This is a genomic window from Bradyrhizobium iriomotense (genome assembly GCF_018129405.1).
GTDB lineage: Bacteria > Pseudomonadota > Alphaproteobacteria > Rhizobiales > Xanthobacteraceae > Bradyrhizobium > Bradyrhizobium iriomotense_B.
Genome location: NZ_JAFCLP010000010.1, coordinates 226,567 through 243,494, shown reverse-complemented (window position 1 = coordinate 243,494; position 16,928 = coordinate 226,567). Strand labels below are relative to the sequence as shown.

13 protein-coding genes are annotated in these 16,928 nt (G+C 60.3%); 4 read left to right on the top strand and 9 right to left on the bottom strand.

Going from position 1 to position 16,928, the window contains the following annotated elements:
* Positions 1-830: 830 nt before the first annotated feature.
* Positions 831-1,793 (top strand): DUF4238 domain-containing protein, encoded by a 963-nt coding sequence (locus JQ592_RS21940; protein WP_211404852.1) that lies wholly within the window; start codon positions 831-833, stop codon positions 1,791-1,793.
* A 172-nt stretch (positions 1,794-1,965) separates the two neighbouring features.
* Positions 1,966-2,922: a hypothetical protein gene (locus JQ592_RS21935; RefSeq protein WP_211404851.1), complete on the top strand. Its 957-nt coding sequence runs from the start codon at positions 1,966-1,968 to the stop codon at positions 2,920-2,922.
* A 14-nt stretch (positions 2,923-2,936) separates the two neighbouring features.
* On the opposite strand, the gene JQ592_RS21930 is transcribed toward JQ592_RS21935, so the two are convergent.
* The 9 genes from JQ592_RS21930 to qatA all read right to left on the bottom strand — a co-directional run bounded on the left by JQ592_RS21930 (position 2,937) and on the right by qatA (position 13,492).
* On the bottom strand, positions 2,937-3,881 hold the full coding sequence (locus JQ592_RS21930; protein ID WP_211404850.1) for a restriction endonuclease: 945 nt from the start codon (positions 3,879-3,881) through the stop codon (positions 2,937-2,939).
* Positions 3,882-3,908: 27 nt separating this feature from the next.
* Complete coding sequence (locus tag JQ592_RS21925; protein WP_211404849.1) at positions 3,909-4,655, bottom strand: hypothetical protein; 747 nt, start codon at positions 4,653-4,655, stop codon at positions 3,909-3,911.
* Positions 4,656-5,211: 556 nt separating this feature from the next.
* Positions 5,212-6,408, bottom strand: a complete 1,197-nt coding sequence (locus tag JQ592_RS21920; protein WP_211404848.1) for a Swt1 family HEPN domain-containing protein — start codon at positions 6,406-6,408, stop codon at positions 5,212-5,214.
* A gap of 103 nt (positions 6,409-6,511) precedes the next feature.
* On the bottom strand, positions 6,512-6,757 hold the full coding sequence (locus tag JQ592_RS21915) for a hypothetical protein (protein ID WP_211404847.1): 246 nt from the start codon (positions 6,755-6,757) through the stop codon (positions 6,512-6,514).
* Between the two features lie 3 nt (positions 6,758-6,760).
* Positions 6,761-8,041: a DUF2130 domain-containing protein gene (locus tag JQ592_RS21910; protein WP_211404846.1), complete on the bottom strand. Its 1,281-nt coding sequence runs from the start codon at positions 8,039-8,041 to the stop codon at positions 6,761-6,763.
* Between the two features lie 451 nt (positions 8,042-8,492).
* Positions 8,493-9,242 carry a Qat anti-phage system TatD family nuclease QatD gene (qatD, locus tag JQ592_RS21905; RefSeq protein WP_211404845.1) on the bottom strand — a complete coding sequence of 250 codons (750 nt, stop codon included), beginning with the start codon at positions 9,240-9,242 and terminating at the stop codon, positions 8,493-8,495.
* Between the two features lie 7 nt (positions 9,243-9,249).
* Positions 9,250-10,602 (bottom strand): Qat anti-phage system QueC-like protein QatC, encoded by a 1,353-nt coding sequence (qatC, locus tag JQ592_RS21900; RefSeq protein ID WP_211404844.1) that lies wholly within the window; start codon positions 10,600-10,602, stop codon positions 9,250-9,252.
* Positions 10,599-11,216, bottom strand: coding sequence for a Qat anti-phage system associated protein QatB (gene qatB, locus JQ592_RS21895; RefSeq protein ID WP_246820586.1), 618 nt, complete (start codon positions 11,214-11,216; stop codon positions 10,599-10,601). The genes qatC and qatB overlap by 4 nt, the downstream gene beginning before the upstream one ends.
* A gap of 299 nt (positions 11,217-11,515) precedes the next feature.
* The gene (qatA, locus tag JQ592_RS21890) at positions 11,516-13,492 is read right to left on the bottom strand and encodes a Qat anti-phage system ATPase QatA (protein WP_211404842.1); all 1,977 of its coding nucleotides are present in this window, start codon (positions 13,490-13,492) and stop codon (positions 11,516-11,518) included.
* A gap of 585 nt (positions 13,493-14,077) precedes the next feature.
* Between qatA and JQ592_RS21885 the strand changes: the two genes are divergently transcribed.
* Complete coding sequence (locus tag JQ592_RS21885) at positions 14,078-14,272, top strand: hypothetical protein (protein WP_211404841.1); 195 nt, start codon at positions 14,078-14,080, stop codon at positions 14,270-14,272.
* A complete protein-coding gene (locus JQ592_RS21880) occupies positions 14,269-16,731 on the top strand; it encodes an AAA family ATPase (protein ID WP_211404840.1) in 2,463 nt (820 codons plus the stop codon). The genes JQ592_RS21885 and JQ592_RS21880 overlap by 4 nt, the downstream gene beginning before the upstream one ends.
* Positions 16,732-16,928 lie beyond the last annotated feature (197 nt).

The window sequence follows — 16,928 nt, the reverse complement described above, 5'->3', positions numbered from 1 at the left end:
AAACTTGCTCGTCGTCTTGCTCGTCATGGCTCCACCTTCTCAAGAGTTGGAGCCTCCGGCAATCCCGGGGCGGTTCAAGGCGAGGGACATCGAAGCGATGGATTTCGACGTGAGCGTGCGGTTCATCAAGCTGACGCGAATCTCAGCTGGACAGTCCGGATGATGCTGCCGGCTTATGCAACGTGTGAGCCGCTTTCCAGAATGCGGGGCTGCCACCAGCACGCTCCGCACTCTTCAGTGTTCATGGCTTAAAGGCGCCAATTCGCCGGAATGAGAGCGCGTGGAGCGTTGAGGATGCCGCGCTGGATCGCAACATCCCGGCCGCCAATCACCGACCCAAGTGTCGTGCGCGCGAACGACCTGTCGCCCCCAGGATGCCGCGCTCGGCGATCGACTGCATGCCGACGCCGGTCTCACCTCGTCTTTCGTCAAGCTGCTGAAATCGGGATTGATCCAATTCTTGAGATCTTCGCGTTTGACTGCCTGAATCTCCATCTCGAACCAGACGTTTCCTTTTCGAAGTCGGTCATCCCCAGCGCGCGAAGCGAGGGAACCGGCTTATCATTGAACAATGGACGAGCCTGCTTGCGTACCTCCGCCATCCAGGCAGTCTAGAGTTCGGGCGTCCCCCTTATCGTCTTCATGGCGTTCTTGGTAATCCGAGCAGTGCCTTGTCGAGTTGCGATGGAGTGGGCGCCGCACAGGCTGGCGATACCGGCCTTGGGTCTTGGAATCGAATACGCGGGCCTTCCAACTTGGAAGGCAAGCTGTGCTAGTGGCCAAGCGAGTGTCGGGATGCTACCTTAAGCTGAACTGCAGGAGGGGTCTCGATGGCTGAAGCCCGAAAACACCATTACGTCCCGCAGATGTATTTGTCGGGGTTTGCCAACGCGAGTGGGCAACTGTGGGCGAGCGACGCATCGATTCCAAAAGCATTTCGCGCAGGGTCCGGCAACATCGCGGCGGAGCGTGATTGGAATAAACTCGAGATCGACGGCGTGCCGGCGGACGCCTTGGAAAAGGAGCTTGGCAATTTCGAGGGCGGGATTGCGCCTGCGATTAAGCGGGTCCGGGAGACGGCATCCTTTGGTCAGGCAGGCCAGGACAGAGAGGACATCATCAATCTGGTGACGCTTCTGGCGGTACGAAATCTGCGCACGCGCGAAGGTATAGAGCAGATCGAGACGGATCTGCTCCGCGCCATACTCGTCGAACCGTTCAAGGACCCGAAGCGGTGGGACGCCGTGGTCGAGCAAATGAAGGCGGCCGAGCTTTGGCCAGAGGGTGAGCCGACGGATTTCGATGGCTTCAAGAAGTACGTTGAGGACAACAAGGACAAGCTCCACGCACATAAAAACATGACACTTGAGATGGAGCTCGAAGCACTCCCCAGAATGTATCCGTTCTTCGACGCGCGACGATGGCGGATACTGAAGGCAAAGGAAGGCACAGGCGGGTTCGTCACGACGGATCACCCCGTATGTGTGCACAAGCCGGGGGCTCCTGTGAACTATGGCCAGCTTTATGCTCCGGGATTCGGCATGGCCGACCGGGACATCGTCTTCCCACTCTCGTTCAAGGTTTGCCTGATCGGCCGGCTGGACGGGGAGGAGGATGTGATGGAGGTCGATCTACACAACGTCGCAAGCGTCAATGCGACGGTCATGGGTTTTGCACTCAAGCAGATATACTCGCTTGATGATCAGTTCTATTACACGTGCTCACCGCATCTGCCGATGGGCCGGGGCTTCACTCTGCCAGCCGATCCCCATTTCGTCGTGCGCGAGGGATAATTGGTGCACCCTCTCTCCGATCGGAACACAGCTGCTTATCGAAAGACTGCCATGTACGGCTGCGGGTGCTATACGCCGGCTTCGTTCTCAAGCCGTTTCAGTATCCATTCCAGTTTGCCGTTGCTGCATAGGAATAAGACAGGAATCGCCGGGAACGTGTTAGCCTGCGGCAATGAGCGACGATTACGACTATCCACTTTCTCAATGCGATGTTGCCGACAAGCGTGCGCTTGAACAGTTTCGCGCGAAGCGGACCGTTTGGCGTTCTTGGCTTGAGGAGGACGACCATCATGCAATCTGGTCAACCATTCAACAAATGGTATGGACCGATGTCGCATTCCGCAGCCTGACCGCGGCGGGGTCAGCGGGCACGTCGACGGCCCTGCAAAACCCTCTTATGGCCGAGGCCCTGATCAATGGCTATTTTGCCACGCAAATTCTGGCCATTCGCCGCCTGGTCGATGGCGGCAACAGCGACATCATCTCGCTCCGGCGCCTGCTGAAGGACTTAAAGGCGCATGCTCACCTTCTGACACGAGAGCACTACGTGTGCCACGATGGGCTCCCCTATGACTTTGCGCGCGTCCAGGAGGAAGAGATGTCGGCCCATTTGACGCAGGGCGGGGGAGCGATTTGGGCGGCCACCTCGGGGCCCCGGGCCTGGCACTCGTCTCAGATGGGGCATGAGCAGTTCGATAAGATCAGCAAAGTCAGCGCGGACCGACGCCAGCGAGATGATCGCATCGCGTCGTCGACGCTTAGTACAATCGAGACATGGCTGAATGAAAGTGGTGCGGCTGAGCTCGGCAAATGGAGCAACGCTTATCTCGCCCACGCCGGCGGTCCGACTGCCCGCCAGGCGTTCTCCAACTTTCAGGTCACAGTCGATCGGATCAGCGAGGCGATTCGGAATCTTGCGCGCGTTGCGGAGGCGCTTGGCGCCTATGTGCTATGGTCTTCCGGCAGGCTCAACGCCTTGATGGCGACCGCGCAGTTCGACCCTTTCGAAGGGCTTGAAGGCCCCGTTATGAGCGCCGACCAGCAGACCGCAGCACGCGTGCTTTGGGATCAACTTAGCGACGATCGGGACGATTGCCTCGCATCGGTCGCCTATGAGCTGTTTAGGTGAGCCAGTAGCGATCGCTATTCTTCGGCCACAACAGGCTTCGATTCGGGATCATCGTCGCTCCACCCGTAAAGCCCTATCATCCTGAGCACAGGCTTAACCGGCGCTTCCGCCTCGCTGCTCAGTTGTTTCCAGTTGTGAATCTCTTCCAGCGACAAGAGGCCGAATTCGAAGGCGTTGGTGATGATGCCATCGCCGATTCGGTCGTGAAACCCGGACAGTCGAAGGATAGGAAACTGCCCATAAAAGAGGTGCTGGGAGATGATCAGTCCCACGCTGAGCGTTACCGGGACGAGGCGCCCGTAGCCGTTGTCCATCTGCAGGGGGCGATCGATGATCGGGATACGATCATGGTTGCCCGGCGCGGTCGGGTAACGCCCGGCGTCCCATTCAGCAGATGCAATGGAGAGCGTGGTACCCAGCTCTTCGCCGGTCTCGGCGTCGGATATCGGCGCCGAGACAAAAAAGTCTTCTCTCAGCGCAAACGGTGCTGGCGCGCTCATCTCCCAGCCGAATGACATGCGCGCTTGGCGAAAATCACAAATAGCTGGAATATTGATCCGCGCTTGCCACTTATGCGGATCGGTATCGATCGGACTGTAAAGGTCGATCTGCAGCTGCTGGGCTCGCGCTTTGGCGTTTTTCGTGAAACCGGCGGGACAGACGATCACGCCCCGCTGCGCCGACACGTCCTCGAAGAGGCCTGCGCACTCCTCGACGTCCTTTATATCGACCGGCGTCTTGTAATCCTTGCAATCCAGGACGATCCGGATGTCGTACTGGCCGATACGATCCTCGACTAAGACGTCAATCTGACGCTGAGCCCCTGATTTTCCCTTCAATCGCACATTGTGCGAGACTTTTGACTGCGGCGCGAGATCTTGCTGAATCTTCGCGACCAGCTTCTCGAGCTTCTTGTAGTCCGCATCATCTTTCGGAAAATGGGTTGCTTCGTCAGACATTTGGATTGGAATCCTGAAGCGATGAGTTTAGCTGGAAGGTTGGGTCAGCCAGTCCGGCAAGGGATCGCCGGCCGCGGCGTCCAACGGCTTGCCGACTTCGTCGGGCCAGCGATGGGTGACCCACTGTGTAATGCGGCCGCGTTCGAGCAGCAGCATCTGCAACTGACCGCCGACGCCATAAGGTACGCCTTCGAAGTCGCCCGTACCTCTTGCCGAGCTGGCTGCGCGGCAGGCGCAGACTATCCGTACCGCCAAGTTGATCAAATTCGCTTCATTTTCGAAATCGACTCCGAACCGACGCATGTCCTCGGCATTATAGGCGCTCGACACCCAGCACCCGTCAGTCGGCACTAACGAGAAGGCAGGCGAGGTCGAAAGCTCCCCCTCAGCGACAATTTCCTTGTCGCGAGAGCTAAGGCGATAGGTCTCAAATTGATTCCGTTGACCCGACCAGCCCCCTAACATGACCGTGGCATTGGGAGTAGGGCCCGGTTCCTGCCAACAGAGCTGGACAAGATCATCATGCACGTCACGAAAGTCGTCGACGATGCCGGCTAGCAGGTCGTCGAAGTCCGCGTATTTTGCCGCGATCTTATCTCTCAAAGCCGTGGTGACGCCCGCTGCGCCCACGCTACCGATGATGCAGTTGAGCTCCATCAAAGGAAGGACCTTACAGGCCGTTGTGGAAAGAACGGTCCCGTCCATGTCGTAGCTGATGGTATCGAAGGCGACGATGATGCCGTCATCGCCCTTGATCGTTACGATCGCGCTCATCGTCCCCCTTCTTTGGAAGCGTCGTCGTGGTAAGCTTATTAAGACATTGATTTTGTTCGCATAACTTGCATTGGTATGGAACCGATCCTATCTCCCGCCTCAATTTCAGGTAGGTTCAACATCCGCCTGCGCGAATGTATCGCTGATTGCGTGGTACGCAAACCGCACCACGGATGGGGACGGGTGTTGGAGCGGCATACAACTCGCTCACTCCGGAGCAATAGGCTTTCGTGCAGTGCGCGATGAGCGCGGGCGGCCAGCCTTACGTGTTCGCCGGTAGCGTGCGCACCCAGCTGACACTTAATGAGCTGGAGAAATGCTTCACACTGGGCGTCGGAGAAGCGGCGGCTTCGGTACCAATAACGAAGCCGTCGAGTTCGTGCGCAATGCGTGGAAGGACGTGACCCAAGGCCCGGTCCGAGCAACGACCTGCATCTTTTCCGCGTCAGGCTGTGGTAGCGGAATCCCCAGAGCGACGTGCAAGGCCGGGAGCGATCCCGGCCTTGCTTGGTTTAAGTACGCCGTTGCCGGCGTCGAAACACCTAAGGTTTCGCTCTCAGATCTGCACCCCGATCGCCCGCAGGATGCGCCGCACCTCCAGATTCAGAATCAGCCATTCCTCTTGCGTCATGAATCGCATGTGTGCGGTCATCAAGCGGATCGGCCGCAGGCGATTGAAACCCTCGCGGATGGCTTCTTCGCGCCTGAAGGTACTTTTGAAGCAGTCACGCCAGTTGGCTTTGCCAAGAATGATGTCGACATAGTCCGCGAAGTCAGCGTAGTGGATCAGCGGCTGTTCGCATTCTCCCTCCGTCAGCGCCTTGGCTCTCTTGTCCTGCCAGCGGTCGCGCATACCGGGCGGAAGGCGAGCCTCCCAGCCGTCGCCGGCCGCTTCCATGAGGCGTTTGAGGATGAAGGCCCGCAGCTCACGCTCGAAGACGAACAGCCATTGGTAAGCGTGCACGTTGAACGCCGGCACCATCTCGGCGGGCGGGGGCGCAAGAGCGTTACTCACGGCGCCAAGGCCGATACCGGTTGCCACCAGGGCGCTCTCAAACCCTTGCGCCGGAAAATCGGTCAGTTCGGCGTTGAAGCCGCGCTCCTCGTACAACGCGACGCGCCCGCCCGGGTCATCGATCAGCTCGGCGGGCTCGGCTTCCGCATCGCGCCAGTCGCCGAGGTCGCGGCGCAGCGCCCCCACCAGGTCCGGCTCGAACGGCTCAATCGACCGCACGGCCGCGCCGATGGCCGAGAGCTCGCCAAAACCGCGCAGCGACCTGAAGCTGTCCTCGATCTGGATCACCGGGGCACGGATGCTCTCCAGCTGGCGCTGAATAGTGTCCCCGAAGAGGGCAACCTGGTTCGGCCACTTGGGAACAGCGATGCTCGCAACCACCTCTGAGAGCCTTAGGAAGTCCTGCTGGATGCTGGGACGGAACAGCTGCTCGTAGCGGGCTGCTTGGTCCTGCAAGGATTTCAGGGCAGGGGACACCTCCGTGATCTTTCGTGCGGCCTCACTGAGATCTGCGCCAAGAGCAAACTTGGTGTTTACGGACGCAAGAGCTCCTGACGCCAGCCGTGCGGCTTCAGCGTATTTCGATAGGTCCAGGCCTGCTGTGAGCTTCTGGAGGTGCTCAATACCGGCGATGGCGCCGCTCAGGTTCGGCGCCGAGAGCTTCTCGACAAGGGTGAGCTGCTTGGTGAGGCGTTCGCTCTCTTCGATCTGCCGAAGGATCTGATCCGTGAGTTTCATGGCTGTGTTCTGCTCCCGTCGCACTATAGCAGAGTCTGGGCGTCGCTGTTCCGCGCCAAAAGCTCCATAGAGGCCTCTGATCAACGACCTTGCAGTTTACCTCTTAATGGCGTGTGGCTGGCGTTGCATCGCTCGCATGCTCATTCAACGTCGCGACGGCAACCGACATAGCCTGCTGGTGGGTAAGCTCGAGGAGCTCAGCGACCGCGAACGCCATAGCAGCCAGGTGCGAGAGGCCGGAATCCACGCGATGTGAAAGGTAGATGCCCAGGGCCAACTCCTTTGCCATGGGCTCAGCGTCGACCTCGTCGATAGCGCTGGCAACGAAAAGATCGTCGATCGAATCCAAGTGCTAAGCCGCCTTGCCCTCGAGCATCGGCGGCGCATCGATCGCATCGATCTCGGGCATCGCTTGGCCCATGATTCCCTGTAAATCCCCAACCATGCCGACCGTTGACTCGATCATGGTGGTGACCTGCGCTTCGCGTTTGGCCCAGGCCTTGGCCATGAACTTTCTTTCCTTATCAATATCCTCGCGCATGTCTTTGAAGCGTTCCACAATTGCCTCGATGCGCTGTTTAAAACGCGGACCAGTGAGATACTGGTAAACCTGCTCTGCCTTGGTTTGCTGGCCAACCTGTGACGTGCGCGCTCCGGCAACCTCCATCAGGCCTTGCCGCAGGGTCAGCGCCACGGGCACTGCGCAGCGCGGATGCGCCACATAGACCCCGTCCACCAAATCGAAGGTCTCGACGCCTTTGGGCAGCGCGCTAGAGATGATCAGCGCCACGTCCGCCTTGGCCGCACGCTTGTTGTCGCGCAGCTTGGGAAGCCAGGTGTCTGACCAGTTCTTGGTGTTCTTAAGCTCCCACAGGATCACGCCGGCGGGTGCCCCGACCTGGCCGTTCACGGTGTGGACGATGTCGCCGCCGGTCTCGCCCTTGGCGACCGGCTCGATCAGATCCAGGGGAAACTTCGCGCGCAGGAGGTTCTCGAGCTCGAGCTCGAAGGCTTCGCCCTGCGTCTGTTGAGACCCTTGCTCTGCCTTGCGCTTGAGTTCCTCGATGGTGCGCGTCATGGATTCGATCTGGGCGTCCTTCTGCGAGACCTGAGACTTCACCTCATCGACGGCAGCCTGGCGGGCCTTGGCGGTGATCTCGGCTTGACTGGCCTGGACCCGCTTCTCGATCGTCACCTCGAGCTCGCGGGATTTCTCATCGAGCTCGCGCTGCTTACGGAGAGCCTCGGCCTGCGCCCGCTGAGCTTCGGCAAGCTTTGCGTCGCGCTCCTGGAGCAGCTGTTGGCTTTCGGCGAGCTGGCCCTTGAACAGCTCGATTTCGGAGGTGACCGCGTCGCGTGCTTTCTTGGCTTCGGCAGCGGCGAGCGTGCTCCGTTCGGCCTGCAAGCGCTGCTTCACTTGATCCTCCACGCTGTCGCGTGCTTTGGTGATCTCGTCCTCACGGCGCCTCAAATCATCGGCCTTGGCGGAAAACTCCGCCTCGCGCGCGGCGAGCTTCTGCTGAAGGCTCTTCCGCTCCGCTTCCAGGAGCGGGGCGGCCAAGGACTCGGTGAGCGCGATCTCGTGGCTGCACTTGGGGCAGATGATATACGGCTCGTGGACGTGCCCGACCATCGCGGAATTTTCCTTTGTTCGTGGTTTGTTTCAAAATGGGGGAGGCGGGGTTCTTAGTCAACGGAGGAGCGTGTCCCTCCCACAGGATTGCGTATTTTGTGATGGCATTGCGGAGCTTCAGTCGCGATGCCGCAACGGTTGCCTATAGCCGAGGCAGGCACTGGCAAATCCGAGGGCTTCCGGCAGCAGGCCCGATGGCTCATTGCTGAAGGATAGCCCGCCTTCTACGCAGCGCTTGATCTGCCTGCCGAAATTCTGTCCCTGCAGTCCGCCCTGAGTATCGAAGCGCCCGACACTTTCCAGGCCTGATAACGTCGAGGCTTGCTCTCCGGAGGAGAGAAGTCGCCCCATCAGGTCGTGAAGAAAGAAATAGAATTCGTGAGCCAGCCAATCCGGCAGAAAGGTTCCGGTGCGGGTTTTCGATGCTTGGATATGCCTGACGATAACCCTCTCACGCGGAGACGAGCTGTTTGAGGTTACCCTGGATCCTGGTCGCGAGATCGTCCTCTTCGAGGCCGAGCACCCGCGCCAACGATGCAAGTGTTTGCGCGACATCGCGTGGTCGCATCTGTCCCATTTCGCCTTTGACAAAAGGCCCGTCGGTCTCCGTCAACAGACGCTCCGGCGGAAGCGCCGCGACAAGCCCGGCGTGCCGCTCATTCTTAAGCATCTCGATGTTGATCGAGAAGTAGCATCCAAGCTCGATCGCCCGTTTGGCTTCCGCCTTGGTACCGGTGAACCAGTGCAGTACCGCGGCACCGCGATCTTGCGGTAGATGCTGTTCCAGCATATCGAGTACCGGGGTTGCGGCTCGCACGCTATGGATCGTCAGGATCTTCCCGCCGGCTGCCGCACACTGGCGCAAGATGCGCTCGAACACCTGCTTTTGCCGGTCCAGCGAGCGGTAGAAGCGGGGGCCCGCATCGAGACCGACTTCACCCACATAGCGGGCGTTCGGCAGGAATTCCTCCCACAGAGCAATCTCTGTCGCGTGAGTCGCGACGAGCTGCGGATGTAGCCCCAGTGCGGTCCTGACGTAGCGTGTCTTGGACGCGAGCTGCTGATTACGCCGCCAGGCACGAGGCGTCGTCGTAACCGCCAATGTGAAGACTTCGAGGCAGTCGCATTCTCTCACCAGCGCCTCATGGTCGGGATAGAGATCGAGATGGCAATGAAAATCGACCAGGCGCCTTGACGTCACGAAAGCCTCATGAGGGACGGGTTCTCACACCCTTGAGCAAGGCGCCGACTTCGTCCAAACCTCGTTTGTAGACCGCGGCCAGCTCATCGAGCGCGGCCGGATTATCCGTCAAAGGCCCGGGTTTGTGAATGAGCATCTTCTCGATGCCCGGGTGCTCCTGCAAGCGCTGCAAGGCAAACTGAAAAGAGCGGATTTGCTCCCCCGTCGCCCTGCGCGGGTCCCACGCCTCAGCGCGCAAGTTTGGGACCGTATAGATCGTGGCGTCTTTGATCGAAGAGAGCGATGCCCTGCGGATCAAACAGGGCAGGCAGAAGCCGCAATGTTGCGTTGGATGACCCTGCCAACGGCCCTTGGTCGGCGAAGAGCAGGAGAGAGTGGTCGGCACCAACCGTTTGAGGAATGAGCGGTTGGCGCAGCCGGCCACCATCTCGCCCTTTGTCTGGTTCCAATAGAGGTTTTCGACCTGGCCGGGAATGCCGAGGACGCCGAGAAGTTCGTTCCAGCGAGCGATGTAGAAGGGGTGCGTGGTCCTTGTGCTCAATGCACCCAGGCGCAATGCATCCAACGGTACATTGAGCGCGATCAATCCGTTTTCCGGCGCTCGCAACACAAAGGCTTGCCGGAGGCCTGTGCCAGCAAAAACACCGAGTGCGAAGAAGAGGAAGGACCGGCCCCGCGTACTGTCTTCTGATTTAACGTTGCGGACGAACGCCTTCGGAAACGCTAGCCAGGTACGTAAGCGATCGAACGGGACCTTAGGATATTGCGTCTTGAGAGCATCGTAGCAATCATCCTGCGCCTTGCTGACGGCCGGTTCACTGGCATGGCTCACTAGAAGTGGGATGTCTCCGCCCTCGAGCTGGTCAATGGCGCCGATTAGGCTATCGAGGCCCCCGGAGAACAGGCTCACATTCGTATAGGGAGGGACGATCAGATCAGCTTGCGGTACGATCTGGGCGAACGCTGTGGGCCGCGGCCGGAACTGGACGTTCCACCGATCGCCTGTCAGAAAGTTCAGCATGCGCTCAAGCACCGGAATCGCCGTCGTCCAGCGCCTGACATCGCTGACGGGGACCACGATGCGAAGTTGCCTTGTCCAGGCATCCTCCGATTCCGTCGCACGCGAGATGCGTGTATCCGCCGCGTGAACATGCGCCGCCGTCACTGCCAGATCGAGCGCGATCTCACTCGGATAGACCTTCTTGGCCTTGAGATCGGTGAGCGCCGCACCGATGCCGAAATCCAGGACTTTGTCATACGCGACAATATCGAAGGGCGTCGCTTTCTCGCCCGTATTGGCCGGCGCGAGATTGGCGCGATCGGCCTTGCCGAAATGGGCCTGGATCAGGTGACGCGTCATGCCTCGCTCTCTCCTTCGGCGAGCGTCTGCAGCATATCGAATGCGGCCTCATAGACCCTGTCGACATGCCGAAGCGCATCCTGCTGGGTGAGAGGGCTTGCCGCAGTAGCGGTATCGGTCAATGCGTCGCTCACCGCACGGCTGATGAAGTCATGCAGCTGATCCTGCACACGCTCGACCGCGGCGGTATCCGAGGGCAAGGCGATGCCGTTGTTGCCGATGTCATTGTAGATGCGGGCCTCGATCGTGTTGGTGACGAACATCTCGAACGTGGTCTGCATCTGTGCAGGCGTCATGGCATCGAAGTCGACGATGCCCTGGTCGGCGAGGTCCGCGATCGTCTCGACGAAGGCATCGCGCGCGATGCCTTCGTCCACCGTCCCCCCGATCGGGCATACATATTCAGCGATACCGAGGAACACCTCTTGCAGGGGACGGCCGGACAGCGCCTGCAGATTGAGGGAACGTAACGCTTCGGTTGGCCCTCGCGTCTGGGCATCGGCCAGGAAGGAATAAAGACGCGCCCCAGCATTGCGCGAAGACCCCATTCGCCGTGCGGCCTGACGTGAGCCGCCTGCTGCCGTCGATACGTATCCTGCGAGCGCGCGGCCCAATGAAGCTCGGTCGCTCCCCCCCGAGCGTGCGAATCGCGAGAAATTGGTCCGCGGCGATGTGAACCTGTTGGGAAGAGGGGCCTGCACGGGCGCCGATGCGGGTGGCGCTGCCGGTCTTGGTGACGAAGGCGCGGGAGTGGGGCTGGCCGGTGCCGCAGGACCCGGCGTCGCGGGCCCGGGGGCGGGCGGTGCTGTCGGGCCGGGCAACACCGGTGCGGAGGCCGGGGCCGGGTCGTTGAGAAAGCTCGGTATCAATGGTGAGCGGTTGCCGGCGCCGCCGTAGGATCCGGATGTTCCCATCAGCTTCCCCGCGCCTTGACCTTTCGCGCGGCTGCTGCCGCCACTTTCAAGGGCCTGCTGCCGGTGTCCGCCCACCGCTCGACGAGACCGTTCAATCGCGTCAGGTTGGCGGGTTCGGTGATCACGCCGTTCCATCCGCTCACGGGCCAAGCGCCGCACCGCTCGGCCGGCAGCGCCTCAAGTAGATCGAGCAAGTTGGTCTGTAAGACCGGATGAGCCCTAACCAGGACGGCAAGGCCGTCGATGCCCGGCGGTGTGGTCAGAAACGCATCGCCGGCCACCATGCGGGCGCGTACAACCTCGAACACTTGCGCGGCTTCCAAGGGCTTTAGGCTTCGCAGTTCGGGCTCGAGCCCCTGAACGGCGAGCTTGGCACCAAACAGCTTCTCCACCACGCCGGCCAGATGGCCCAAGGCCGACGAGGCCCCGAAATAATCCTTCCGGTCCTTCGTGACGAAGAGGTAGGGCCTGAGATCCTTGCCTGCCAAGGAAGGGCCGACCTGAGCCCAGGCGCGGATTTGCGGTGAGGCGAGCCACTCCGCGAGGAGCGCACTCTCGGGCTGATCAGCCGAGGCCGTTTCATCCTCTTTTGCGTGTTTGGCAACTATCTTCGTATCTTTCGCTGCAGGCTTGGCAGCGACAGCCTCCTGTGCCGATTGGTCCGCCGTCTCCCTCTCCAGTGCCTCAAGATCGCCGCAGTGACCCTTCTTGTCGGCCGCCGCCCCGTAGGCGATCTGATCGAACAAGCGCGGTATGAAACGCTCGGCCAGCATCAGCTTTGCGAGTACGGGGAGATGCACATCTGCTCCGAACCCGCGTGCTTCCGCTGTGCGGTGCCGCAGCAGCAAGGAATTGAGGAAACGCTTGATCTGGCGCGGATTGCCCTTGGCTCCGGCGGCGAGGATCGGCCCTATTTGATCGCTGAGTAGCAGGGCGTTCTGCGCTGCCGATGCCTGCGCACCCAGCGCATCCTTGATGGTCGGGAAATCGAGCGCACCGCTTTCCCATGGCCGCTTCAGCCGCTCGCGCGCAACCTCGATGAGCTTGTTGTAGCCCGTAGTGCTCACGCCTTTCTCGGCGCCGATCAGCAACAGCGTGACGTAAATGCGTGTCTCAGTCTCGCCGAGCGCCGGGATGCGGAACGGCACCTGGATCAGCTTCTCGAGGTAATTGCGCGCGTAATCGCGCGGACCGGTCGTGTCCGGAAGATCCGGAAAATGTTTGCGGACAGCATATTCGATCATCGCTTCGTCGGCCGCGACCACGAAGGCGGTGCCAGACGTGAACACGAACAGCCGGATCGCTTCCAGTGTCTCAATCGCCGTGTCGGGTAGGCAGCGATCGAGATCGTCGACGAGCACCACGAGCTGCGTCACCCCTGCCTCCTTGAGGAGCTGATCGAACGCCTTGCGAAATTCCGCGATCTCTTCCGGGACGTGCTTGGCTTCCGCATCAGGCTTGATCACCGACTTCACGCCGTCGATTACCGCGGTGATGTTTTCCTTGGTAGCGAGCCTGGTGGGATCCGCGAGTATGCTCTCAAGCCCGCCGACGATGGCATGCAACTGATCAGACGTCGGAATCCCGGTGAAGGCGGTCAGAGCGAGGCCTCCTGCATGCTTGGCAACCTTCAGCCAATCGATGCGGCGTAGCGCATCCTTGACTGCTATCGTCGCTTTGGTGAGAGCAGGGCGCTTCTCGATAAGCCCCGTCACGATACCTTCGATCAAAGCGATCTTGGCGTCCTCGAAGCCTTGGAAGCGCCATCCGTTGAATTTGAGACAGAGGACGCCGGCGTCGCTCTTGAACTGGTCCTCGACCATCTCGAGAATGCTCGACTTGCCTGCACCCCAGTCTCCATGCACGCCAATGGTGAGGGGGTGCTCCGGGTGGTCGCGCAACGTGGCGACGATTGTGGAAGCGATTGCTTCGTTGTTCAAAAGGTCGACGCGTGTTTCGTTGTCGGCGAGGATCATTGCAATGCCTGAAGAAAAAGACGAGGCGCGAGCGCTTCAACTCCAAATAGTGACAGTTTATCGTTCTCGCGCGAGGGCGTAATCCTGTATTTTTCGCTATACACGAAATCCTGTGTCGACTTTGGTTTAATCTGGACTATGGCCGCGCGTCAGCCGAGGTCCGTCCTTGATTGGAAGTCGCTGCTTCGGGATTGCACCTGCCGGGATTGGGAGACCGAGGCCACGTTCTTCAACTGGCGCCGGCAGCGCTCCAAGGGAGAGACCCTCAGGCGCATGAAAGCCAAGAGGGGCGAGGACATGTCCGGGGCTGCTGTTCGCCATGGGGACGCACTCACAGTATCCCGACACCTGGCCTATCAATGGCCTGATCCAAATGTCCGAGGTCGGGCAACTGGCGCTCGACCTGGAGCTGAGCGCGAGCTGGTTCGATGCGTCTCTAAAGTCCCGGACGACCATTCGTCACGGCACCCGAATGGCAATCGCTGCTCGGTGCCTAAATACTTCCAATGACTTTCGTAGTATGCAGGGCGACGCTCTATTGAAAGTTGTGCCTTGGTCGATGAGAATGTGCCGAGGGGAGGGGCCATGGCTTTCAAATTCAGTGATTCCGCGCCTTTGGGCGACAACCTTGCAGCATACGGCCGAGAGCTCGAACAATTGGATGCAACGCTGGGCCCCGTCTTGGCGGCCCGCCTTGATGATCTCGCTGCCGGCGCCGAGCCTGCCGCAATCTGGGACGAGCTCCTTGTCGCTTTAGCCAAGGCGCCGGAAGCGCCATGAGCGGCTGGTTTCTGGAAGGCCTGGAAATCGAAGGTGTTCGCGGCATCAACAACGAGGGCGATCCTCTTGTATTGAGTTTCGCACACGACGCCGTCAATTCCGTTTCGGCGCCCAACGGCGTCGGCAAGAGCTCGATTTTCGACGCGCTCACATACGCACTGCGCAAGAAGATCCCGAAGCTCGACGAACTGCCGGCGAGCGAGGGTGGCGGATCTTATTACCTGAACCGCTTCCACACGAAGAACACGGGCACAATCCGGTTGACCGTGCGGCCGGATGGAGGAGGGCCGCCTGTGGCGCTCACCATAACCCGGAACGCCGCTGGCGTCAGGAAGGTGACCGCCCCGGCGAATGTTGATGGCGAGAAGCTTCTGGACTCCCTTAACCGCGATTTCGTCCTGCTCGATCACAAGACGCTGCAGTCCTTCATCGATGACAAGGCCCTCGAGAGGGGACGAGCCTTCGCGGGCTTGCTGGGGCTTGCCTCATACTCGACCCTCCGTCAGGAACTGCAAGGGCTTGCCAACACACGGGCCTTCAACAACCACTTCGAGGTCAAGGTCCTAACGCAGCAGGAGACCTCGCTGAAGGCCTCCATCGCCAAGCAACAGGCGGAGGCGGTCGCGGCGTTTCAATTGCTGACGCAGACCTCCCTCCATGAGCAGAAGAATCACGCGGCAGCGGTCGCAAAGGCACATGACGCCTTGCATCAGATCGCGGTTCTCATGCCGCACTGCGCCGGCAAGGACTTTGCCGATATCGCACTCGACGATTGTGTGGAGTCGATAAAGAAGGCTGAAGGAGGCGATGGCCCGGCGCGGTTGGCCACCTTGCGGCGCCAGGAGACCACGTACACAGGCCAAATCTCCACCGGGCCGACCGACGAGGACTATCAGCAATTGCTCGCCCTCGCGCAACAGCGGGACGTTGCACTGTCGAAGACCACCGGCCGACTGCTGAAGGATCTCTATGTTGCAAGCCGCGCCGTCCTCACTGATGACGGGTGGGCCAACAAAAACAAGTGCCCGGCTTGCGAGCATGAGGGCTCTGGACCTCTGCTGCCCGAGTTGGATGTACGCCTGGCCGCATTCCAAGAGCTCGAAGACTGCACAGTCAACTTCGATGGCGAATGGAAGGCCAAGTCCTGGGCGGATCTCCGCAAGCTGGAGGAGGCTCATGCCGTCGGGGATGAGAAACGTCTCTTCGCAACGTTTGCGCCCAAGGCTGAATTGGCCCTGACCGCGGCCGACGTTGTCGAGCTTTGGGTTTGGCGAAATAGGTTGGTCGGCCGAGCATCGGCCGCGCTCCACGATACAAAGACCAAGCGCGAGGCCTTGGAGAAGGAGCTTCCGGCGTCCCTCGTTGCGGTCACGACCGCGGTTGAGGCCGCCAGGCGCCTGCAGAAGGCGTGGAAGGAGATCGACAGTGCACAGGCATCGCTCGCGGAGGTCAGCAGCAAGCTTACGGTCATAGCGCGGATCAAGAGCTTCCTGGACCGGGCAAGCGAGACCTTCGCCACTGCGGAGGCTGATCTTTCCAAGCGTCGGTTGGCCGCGGTCGAGCCGCTCTGTCAGAAGTTTTTCGGTTCGATCATGTACCAGCCCGTCAAGCCGTCACTGGCCAAAGCCGACGGTTCCGAGTCCCTTTCTATCGGCTTGTCTGAGTTTTTCACCCTCAAGGACGTGTCAGCACAGGCTCTCCTCTCGGAGAGCTTCCGCAATGCGTTTGCCGTGTCAGTCTATCTTGCCGCCGCGACGCTCTATGGAGGCGAGCCGCGGTTCGTGGTTCTTGACGACGTGACGTCCAGCTTCGACGCCGGACACCAGTTTCATCTGATGGAGCTCATCCGCACGCAATTCGCGCGCCCCATGCAGGTTGACGGCCCGCAAGTCATTCTGCTGAGCCACGATACTCTGCTCAAGAAACTCTTCAACCGCCACAACGGGCAGGGGTGGCGACACCAGCGGTTGGAAGGAACGGCGCGCACGGCCGTCTTACCGCAATCCGACGCCGTCAATCGCGTTCGTGACGCCACTGTGCGTTTCCTGCAGGCCGGTCAGATCGACAACGCCGCGCCGCGCCTCAGGCAGTATCTCGAGCATCGGTTGCTGGAAATTATTCAGAAGGTGAAGATCCCCGTCCCAATCGACTTTGCGCTTGACGATAATAACAAGCAGGTGGGCAATGCGGTGGGCGCGATTGAGGCCGCCGTGAAGCTGCACAAGGCCGCCGGCGATCTGGTCCTCGATGCAGCGCAGCAGACAGGCCTGCAAATCCAAATGGCGAGCATCACGGGCAATTTCGTGGCCCACTACGCGACGGGGACGACCAACGCGTTCTCCAGCGCTTCTTTGCAGGGCGTGATACAAGCGATCGACAACTATGCCGAATGCTTCATGTGCGAGGATCCGCCAGGCAGCGGCAATACGCGGTTCTATCGCTCGCTGAGTCGCCGTTGATATTGAAGCAGCCGGATCTTGCGATTCGGCTGCTCTCGTTTATAGACGCCCGGCCAACCGGATGCCCTGCGTCGTGAAGGAGGCAAACGCCTCAACCACTTCTTGAGTTGATGGGCTTCACGGGACGTATTGACAGGCTCGGCATCAAGCTCCCAAAATGCTGCGAAGCTCTTGCCACGTTGATGGTGTGCATCGAA

What these genes read in the sequence shown, in the direction of transcription:
- JQ592_RS21940 (WP_211404852.1), top strand. Translation starts at nt 831, where the DNA reads ATGGCTGAAGCCCGAAAACACCATTACGTCCCGCAGATGTATTTGTCG.
- JQ592_RS21935 (WP_211404851.1), top strand. Translation starts at nt 1,966, where the DNA reads ATGAGCGACGATTACGACTATCCACTTTCTCAATGCGATGTTGCCGAC.
- JQ592_RS21930 (WP_211404850.1), bottom strand. Translation starts at nt 3,881, where the DNA reads ATGTCTGACGAAGCAACCCATTTTCCGAAAGATGATGCGGACTACAAG.
- JQ592_RS21925 (WP_211404849.1), bottom strand. Translation starts at nt 4,655, where the DNA reads ATGAGCGCGATCGTAACGATCAAGGGCGATGACGGCATCATCGTCGCC.
- JQ592_RS21920 (WP_211404848.1), bottom strand. Translation starts at nt 6,408, where the DNA reads ATGAAACTCACGGATCAGATCCTTCGGCAGATCGAAGAGAGCGAACGC.
- JQ592_RS21910 (WP_211404846.1), bottom strand. Translation starts at nt 8,041, where the DNA reads ATGGTCGGGCACGTCCACGAGCCGTATATCATCTGCCCCAAGTGCAGC.
- qatC (WP_211404844.1), bottom strand. Translation starts at nt 10,602, where the DNA reads ATGACGCGTCACCTGATCCAGGCCCATTTCGGCAAGGCCGATCGCGCC.
- qatA (WP_211404842.1), bottom strand. Translation starts at nt 13,492, where the DNA reads ATGATCCTCGCCGACAACGAAACACGCGTCGACCTTTTGAACAACGAA.
- JQ592_RS21885 (WP_211404841.1), top strand. Translation starts at nt 14,078, where the DNA reads ATGGCTTTCAAATTCAGTGATTCCGCGCCTTTGGGCGACAACCTTGCA.
- JQ592_RS21880 (WP_211404840.1), top strand. Translation starts at nt 14,269, where the DNA reads ATGAGCGGCTGGTTTCTGGAAGGCCTGGAAATCGAAGGTGTTCGCGGC.